The organism is Streptomyces flavofungini (assembly GCF_041028215.1).
GTDB classification, from domain to species: domain Bacteria; phylum Actinomycetota; class Actinomycetes; order Streptomycetales; family Streptomycetaceae; genus Streptomyces; species Streptomyces flavofungini_B.
Window position 1 is genome coordinate 1 of record NZ_JASKYR010000511.1, and the last position, 6,338, is coordinate 6,338.

A 6,338-nucleotide genomic window follows, 5' to 3' on the forward strand; every position below is an offset into this window, starting at 1 on the left:
TCCTGAAGGCGGGCGTCTGGTACCTGTGCGCCCGCGTCCCCGACCACGACACCCACCGCGTCTACCGCATCGACAGGTTCACCGAGATCACCCCCGGCGCCGAACGCTTCGTCCGCGACGAGCGGTTCGACCTGCCCGCCTTCTGGGAGGAGCGCGCGGCCGAGTTCGCGCGGGCGATCCTGCGCTCCGAGGTCGTGGTGCGGCTGACCGAGAGCGGCGTGCGGCAACTCCCGTACGCCACCGACCGCGCGGTCGCACGCGAGGCGATGGAGTCCGCGGGTGCCCCGGACGCGGCGGGCAGGGTGACGGTCACCCTGCCCGTCGAGAACGAGGACGTGGCGTACACGCAGCTCATGGCGCTCGGCCCGCACGCGGAGATCCTGGCGCCCGCCACGCTGCGCGCCCGCTTCGCGGCGGCCGCCGCCCTCTCGGCGCGGCTCTACGCGCCGACCGGGCCGCCCACGGACACCGGCCCGCTCACCGATAGCCCGTGACGTCCGCCGTCGGGCTCTCCTGGTCGACCTCCATGAGGTACCGCCACGCGTCCGGCGCCGAACCGTCGACGTCCGTGAAGCCGTACTCCTTGGCGAGCCCCCCGCTGGAGAGCGAGGCTCCGTTCCAGCGCGCCACGTCCGGGTCGGCGGCCAGCGCGGCGAGCGCGCGCCCGATGAACGCCGGTGTCTCGGAGATCGCGAAGTGCGGGTTCTGCTCGCACCCCGCGAGCCAGTCCTCCTCGGTCACCTTGAAGTAGGTGTCGAGCATGGCCTCGGAGCGCAGCCAGCCGGGCGTCACGCAGACGGCCGTGCACCCGTACTCCGCGAGTTCCTCAGCGAGGCCGCGCGCCATCCGCAAGGGGGCCGCCTTGGCGAGGTCGTAGTAGAGGGGCTTGCGGTAGCGCCGGTTGTACTCCTCGGTGCCGTCGGTGACCTCGACGACCAGGCCGCCGCGGTTCCTGATGAGCAGCGGCAGCGCGTACCGGCTGGTGACGAGGTGGGACTCGACGCCGAGGCGCAGGACCCGCAGCCCCTTGCCGAGGTCGTGCTCCCACATCTTCTTGTCCCACTCGACGAAGGTGTCGCCGCCCCAGAGGTCGTTGACGAGGATGTCCAGGCGGCCCCGCTCGCGGTCGATCCGCTCCACGAGCGCCTCGACCTGGCCGGGATCGAGGTGGTCGGCCGGTACGGCGATGCCCTCGCCGCCCGCCGCGTCCACCAGCTCCGCGGTGCCCTCGATGGTCTCGGTGTCCCGCCCGATCTCGCTGACGTGCTTTCGTGTGGTCCTGCCCGTCACGTACACGGTGGCTCCCGCGCGGCCGAGCTCGACGGCCATGGCGCGTCCGGCGCCGCGGGTCGCACCGGCTACCAGGGCGATCTTTCCGGTCAGAGGCTGTGTTCTTTCCATGCCTGTGACGCTTCCACCAAAAGCCGACATCTCCTGTCGGTTTTTCCAAGGGCATGTGCACGCATAACGAGACAGCCGCATTCCGGCGCACTCCGCGTGCGCCCGCTCCCCGCAGGACCGATGCTGGACGCGTGATGGACGAGACGGAGTTCTGGGAGATCGTGGACAGCACGCGCGAGGCCGCGGGCGGCGACCCCGAGGACCACGCCGAGCTGCTCGTGGAGCGTCTGGTGGGTGCCGACCCGGACGCCGTGCTCGACTTCGCCCGCCACTTCGAGGCCCGCTACAACCGCGCCTACCGCTGGGATCTGTGGGGCGCCGCCTGGGTCCTGCTCGGCGGCGCGAGCGACGACGCCTTCGACTACTTCCGCTGCTGGCTGATCGGCCAGGGCCGCACGGTGTACGAGGGCGCGGTGCACGACCCCGATGCCCTGGCCGACCTCCTCGACGACTTCGACGAGGAGCTCGACGGCGACGGCGAGGATCTTGGCTACGCCGCGGACGAGGCATACGAGCAGCTCACCGGCGTCGTCGCCCCCGACCTCGGCATCGCGCCCGCCCCGCCGGAGCCGCTCGGCACCCCGATCGACTTCGAGGACGACACGGTGCTGGCGCGGTCCTTCCCCAAGCTGTGGGCCCGCTTCATGGCCGACTGAGCCGCCCGCGCGCGGGCCAGTCCCCGGCGGTCGCTCAGAAGTGGGTGCCGCCGTCGACGCGCACCTCGGTGCCCGTGATGAAGCGGCCGTCGTCCGAGGCCAGCATGGCCACGACCGACGCGACCGTCTCGGGGCCCGCGAAGCCCTGGCCCAGGGCGGGCGCCAGCTTCACGAAGAGGCTCATGTCGGCGTCGGCGGGCAGCCCGGGGCCGGTGCTGCGCCTGCTCGCGCCCGAGCCGTCGGTCATCCCCGAGGAGATGGAGCCGGGCTGCACGGCGGTGAACCGTATGCCCTGCTTGCCGTACTCACTGGCCAGGGCGTGCGTCATGGACTGGATGCCGCCCTTGCTCGCCGCGTACGCCGCCATGTACGGGTGGGCGAACGCCGCCGAGGTGGAACTGAAGTTGACGACGGCGGGGCCGTTGCCCTCGAGGAGCGCGGGTATCGCCTCGCGGATCATCAGGAAGGTGCCGGTGAGGTTGACGGCGATGACCTGGTTGAAGGCGTCGAGGGTGGTCTCGTGGGTGTGCGAGGAGCGCAGGATGCCCGCCGCGTTCACCAGCACGTCGAGGCCGCCGAGCGCACTCACGGCGGCGGCGACGCCCGCGCGTACGGACGCCTCGTCGGCGATGTCGGCCACGGCGGTGGTCAGCCGCTCCGCGTCCGCGCCCGCCTTGGCGAGGGTGTCGTTCAGGCCGTCCTCGCTGACGTCCACGGCGACGACCCGGCCGCCTTCGGCCAGTATGCGCAGCACAGTGGCCTGCCCGATCCCGGAGCCGCCGCCGGTCACCAGGGCGCGGCGCCCCTCGTAACGGCTGAGGGCGTGCGCGGCGGTCGTCTCCATGGTGTTGCTCCACTCCGGCTTTGGTGATGGCGGCCCGGAGGATGGCAGGGCAGCCCGACGCCCGACACATTATGCCTAGGTGGCAGTTTGTGCCACATTCTCCGGGGCGAACACCATCATCGTCACGTCGTCCCGTACGGCACCCGCGTAGTGCAGTACGTCCGACCAGATCTGCTCGGTCAGGGCCGCCGGGTCGTCGATCGCCGCCGGGTCGGCCCGGATCATGCCGGAGAGCCGTTCGAGGATCGGGTAGAAGTCGCCGGACGCATCCCTGGCCTCGCAGACGCCGTCGGTGAGGGCGAGCAGCCGGTCCCCGGGGAAGAGCGGCACCGTCAGCCGCTCCGGCGGGTCCGCGCCCGCGATGCCGAGGCCGAGCGGCGCCCCCGACGCCACGGCCAGCTCGGTGACCTGCGGACCGCGCAGGAGCAGCGGCGCGGGATGGCCGCAGGACACGACGCGGACGACGTCGGAACCGTCGGGGAACTCCAGGAGCACGGCCGTGGCGAACAGCTCGGTGTGCTCCTCGTCCGCCGAGTCGACGATGAGCCTGCGGTCCAGGCGGGCCGCGACGCCCTCCAGGTCGGGCTGGTCGAGGACCGCCTCGCGGAAGGCGCCGAGGAGCGAGGCGACCGTGCCGACGGCCGCGAGCCCATGACCCTGCACATCGCCGACCAGGGCGCGTACGCCGTGCTCGGAGGTGCGTACGTCGAAGAAGTCGCCGCCGACCAGGGACTCGCGCTGCGCCGCCTGGTACAGGCCCGCGCAGCGCACCCGGCCGACCCGGTCGGGGAGCGGCGGCAGCACCGCGAGCTGGGCCGCCTCGGCGACCGTGCTGACCGTCACGAGCTGCCGTTCGCGGCGGCTGCGGACCCAGGCGAAGAGCACGCTGAGCAGCGCGATGAAGGTGATCGTCAGCTCGTCGCTGTTGCCGGGGTGCCCGAGGCCGAAGCCGGGCAGCGAGAGCAGGAGCAGGACGCCGCCGCCGAGCAGTGCGGTGGCGGTCGGCCCGTAGGAGAGGGCGGCGAGCGGCGAGACGGCGGCGACCAGGAAGCTCAGGTCGAGGGACTCCGGCGTGAGCATCTGGATGACGACGATCGCGGTGAGGAGCAGCGGCGGCGGCCACCGCACCCAGGGCGGGGGCGGCGACCCGCGCAGCAGCCAGTCGCGCTCTTCCGCGTCGCGCCGTCTGGCCGCAGCCCTGATCATCTTCTTCACGCTCCTACGCGCGCGGGGACCTTCACGCTCCTACGCGCACGGGCACCTCGCACGCCGGGCCGGTCCGTCGGGAGGCCGGGAGCGGCCGGGAGTCCCGGAGGATCAGAGCGAGCGGCCCATGAGGACGTCGTCGACGTACTCGCCGTCGATCAGGAACTCGCCGGGCAGCACGCCCTCGATCACGAAGCCCTCCGCCTCGTAGAGCGCGCGGGCGGGTGTGTTGTGCCCGAGGACCCGCAGGGTGATGCGGAGGGCGCCCTGCCTGCGCGCCTCGGCCAGGACCGCGCGCATCATCCGGCGGCCGACGCCCTGCCCGCGCGCCTCCTCGGCGACCAGGAAGCCCTGGATCTGGCGCACATGGGCGTTGGCGAGCAGCGGGGTGGGGAAGCCGAGTTTCACATAGCCGACGAGCCGCCCGTCCAGCTCGGCCACCAGGTGGTCGTGGGGGCCGAAGCGGTCGTCGAAGAAGGGCTCGTAGGGCGGTTCGGGGCGGGGCAGGACCGCGTGCAGCGGAGACCAGGCGGCGCGGTCGAGGCGGGCGAGGGCGGTGTCGTCCTCAAGCAGTGCGGTGCGTATGTGCAACTCCGGCATGCCGCAACTGTACGKTGCGGGCCCCGCGCCCCCGCCCGGCGTCCCCCGGCCGCCCGCGACCGTCCCCGGCGGACGCCACCGCCGCCGCCACCGGGTTCCTTCCGGCCTTTTCGGACAGGATGGGAGCCATGGAAACCACACGGTCCCGCGTCGCCGTCTCCGGCGCATCCGGGCTCATCGGCACGGCGCTCACCCGCTCCCTCACGGCCGACGGACACGACGTGGTCCGGCTGGTGCGCAGAGCGCCCCGAGGCGCCGACGAGGTGCGCTGGGACCCGGCGGGCGGCCGCGTCGACACCGCCGGGCTCGCGGGCTGCACGGCGGTCGTCAACCTCGCGGGCGCCGGGATCGGCGACCACCGCTGGACGGACGCCTACAAGCGGGAGCTGCGCGACTCCAGGGTCCTCGGCACCTCCGCGCTCGCCTCGGCGGCCGCCTCGCTCGACGAGCCGCCCCGGGTGTTCCTCAACGCCGGGGCGATCGGCTACTACGGGGACACCGGCACGCGTGCGGTGGACGAGACCGCCCCCGCCGGCACGGGCTTCCTGCCGTCGCTCTGCGTGGAGTGGGAGGAGGCCACCGCCGCCGCGCAGGAAGCGGGCATCCGTACCGTCATCGCCCGCAACGGCCTGGTGGTGGCCCGCGAGGGCGGCGCCTGGGCGCGTCTCTTCCCGCTCTTCAAGGCGGGCCTCGGCGGGCGCCTCGGCGACGGACGGCAGTACTGGAGCTACATCTCCCTGCACGACGCGGTGGCCGCCCTGCGGCACCTGCTGGACACCGAGGCCCTGTCGGGCCCGGTCAACCTCACCGCCCCCGGTCCGCTCCCCAACGGCGAGATCACGGCGGCGATGGGCCGGGTGCTGCGCCGCCCCACGCTCTTTCCCGCGCCCGCGCCCGCGCTGCGCCTGGCGCTGGGCGAGATGGCGGGCGACGTGCTCGGCAGCCAGCGCGTCCTGCCCGCCCGCCTGCTGGAGTCGGGCTTCGCGTTCAGGTACCCGGGCATCGAGGAGACGCTGCGGGCGGCGCTGGCGTAGGGCCTTTCGTCTGGATCAGGCCGGGCTCGCGGGGCCCGGCGCACGGCGGGTGTGGGCCGCGCCGCGTCCGCCGGGGGCGTGCGACCTTTGTGCGACCGTGCTCGGTTCGTGCGCGACTGCCCCCGGGTGGGGGCGCTCCTACCCTCGATCCGAACCCTCGTGTTCGAGAGCTCTGTTGGGGGCAACAGGTCCCCACCAGCCCGCGCGATCTCTGGGAGGGGCACGTGCCAAAGCCTGCGCACCATGCGGACGTCGTCATCGTGGGGGCCGGGGCCGCGGGGCTCTCGGCCGCGCATCGGCTGACCAGTGCCGGAGTAACGACCGTCGTCCTGGAGGCCGCCCCTCACGTGGGCGGCCGGATGGCGACCGAGAAGACCGACGGCTTCCGGCTGGACAGGATCGGACAGCTGCTCACCACCTCGTACCCGGAGCTGCGCCGCACCCCGGGGCTCGACGGCCTTGTCCTGCGTCCGTTCGCCCCCGGCATCCTGGTGCACAGCGACGGCCGTCACCACCGGGCGGCGGAGCCCGCTCCCGGACGGAGCGCGAGAGGCGCACTCACAGCGGCGCGCGCCCTCGCGAGCGCCCCCCGCGTAC

Annotated in this window: 8 protein-coding genes; 4 read left to right on the forward strand and 4 right to left on the reverse strand. The window is 73.4% G+C overall.

The features are described 5' to 3' along the window. On the forward strand, positions 1–494 hold a 494-nt coding region (locus tag AB8Z36_RS28350; protein ID WP_369216229.1), incomplete at its 5' end, for a WYL domain-containing protein. Here AB8Z36_RS28350 and AB8Z36_RS28355 read toward each other — a convergent pair. Further along, positions 478–1,401, reverse strand: coding sequence for an SDR family oxidoreductase (locus tag AB8Z36_RS28355; protein ID WP_369216230.1), 924 nt, complete (start codon positions 1,399–1,401; stop codon positions 478–480). The two genes, AB8Z36_RS28350 and AB8Z36_RS28355, sit on opposite strands and share 17 nt — an antisense overlap. 134 nt (positions 1,402–1,535) lie before the next feature. On the opposite strand from AB8Z36_RS28355, the gene AB8Z36_RS28360 reads away from it, so the two are divergent. Then, positions 1,536–2,057, forward strand: coding sequence for a DUF4240 domain-containing protein (locus AB8Z36_RS28360; protein WP_369216236.1), 522 nt, complete (start codon positions 1,536–1,538; stop codon positions 2,055–2,057). Positions 2,058–2,091: 34 nt separating this feature from the next. Here the strand turns inward: AB8Z36_RS28360 and AB8Z36_RS28365 are convergent, their stop codons facing one another. The 3 genes from AB8Z36_RS28365 to AB8Z36_RS28375 all read right to left on the reverse strand — a co-directional run bounded on the left by AB8Z36_RS28365 (position 2,092) and on the right by AB8Z36_RS28375 (position 4,707). After that, positions 2,092–2,901 carry an SDR family NAD(P)-dependent oxidoreductase gene (locus AB8Z36_RS28365; RefSeq protein ID WP_369216231.1) on the reverse strand — a complete coding sequence of 270 codons (810 nt, stop codon included), beginning with the start codon at positions 2,899–2,901 and terminating at the stop codon, positions 2,092–2,094. Between the two features lie 75 nt (positions 2,902–2,976). Then, a complete protein-coding gene (locus AB8Z36_RS28370) occupies positions 2,977–4,107 on the reverse strand; it encodes a PP2C family protein-serine/threonine phosphatase (protein WP_369216232.1) in 1,131 nt (376 codons plus the stop codon). Positions 4,108–4,218: 111 nt separating this feature from the next. Continuing rightward, complete coding sequence (locus tag AB8Z36_RS28375; RefSeq protein WP_369216233.1) at positions 4,219–4,707, reverse strand: GNAT family N-acetyltransferase; 489 nt, start codon at positions 4,705–4,707, stop codon at positions 4,219–4,221. A 119-nt stretch (positions 4,708–4,826) separates the two neighbouring features. Between AB8Z36_RS28375 and AB8Z36_RS28380 the strand changes: the two genes are divergently transcribed. Together AB8Z36_RS28380 and AB8Z36_RS28385 are read left to right on the forward strand one after the other, a co-directional pair. Beyond that, on the forward strand, positions 4,827–5,741 hold the full coding sequence (locus AB8Z36_RS28380) for a TIGR01777 family oxidoreductase (RefSeq protein WP_369216234.1): 915 nt from the start codon (positions 4,827–4,829) through the stop codon (positions 5,739–5,741). A 224-nt stretch (positions 5,742–5,965) separates the two neighbouring features. Further along, positions 5,966–6,338 (forward strand): FAD-dependent oxidoreductase (locus tag AB8Z36_RS28385; protein WP_369216235.1); only part of this gene is annotated, 373 nt, incomplete at its 3' end.

What these genes read in the sequence shown, in the direction of transcription:
- AB8Z36_RS28355 (WP_369216230.1), bottom strand. Translation starts at nt 1,401, where the DNA reads ATGGAAAGAACACAGCCTCTGACCGGAAAGATCGCCCTGGTAGCCGGT.
- AB8Z36_RS28360 (WP_369216236.1), top strand. Translation starts at nt 1,536, where the DNA reads ATGGACGAGACGGAGTTCTGGGAGATCGTGGACAGCACGCGCGAGGCC.
- AB8Z36_RS28365 (WP_369216231.1), bottom strand. Translation starts at nt 2,901, where the DNA reads ATGGAGACGACCGCCGCGCACGCCCTCAGCCGTTACGAGGGGCGCCGC.
- AB8Z36_RS28370 (WP_369216232.1), bottom strand. Translation starts at nt 4,107, where the DNA reads ATGATCAGGGCTGCGGCCAGACGGCGCGACGCGGAAGAGCGCGACTGG.
- AB8Z36_RS28375 (WP_369216233.1), bottom strand. Translation starts at nt 4,707, where the DNA reads ATGCCGGAGTTGCACATACGCACCGCACTGCTTGAGGACGACACCGCC.
- AB8Z36_RS28380 (WP_369216234.1), top strand. Translation starts at nt 4,827, where the DNA reads ATGGGAGCCATGGAAACCACACGGTCCCGCGTCGCCGTCTCCGGCGCA.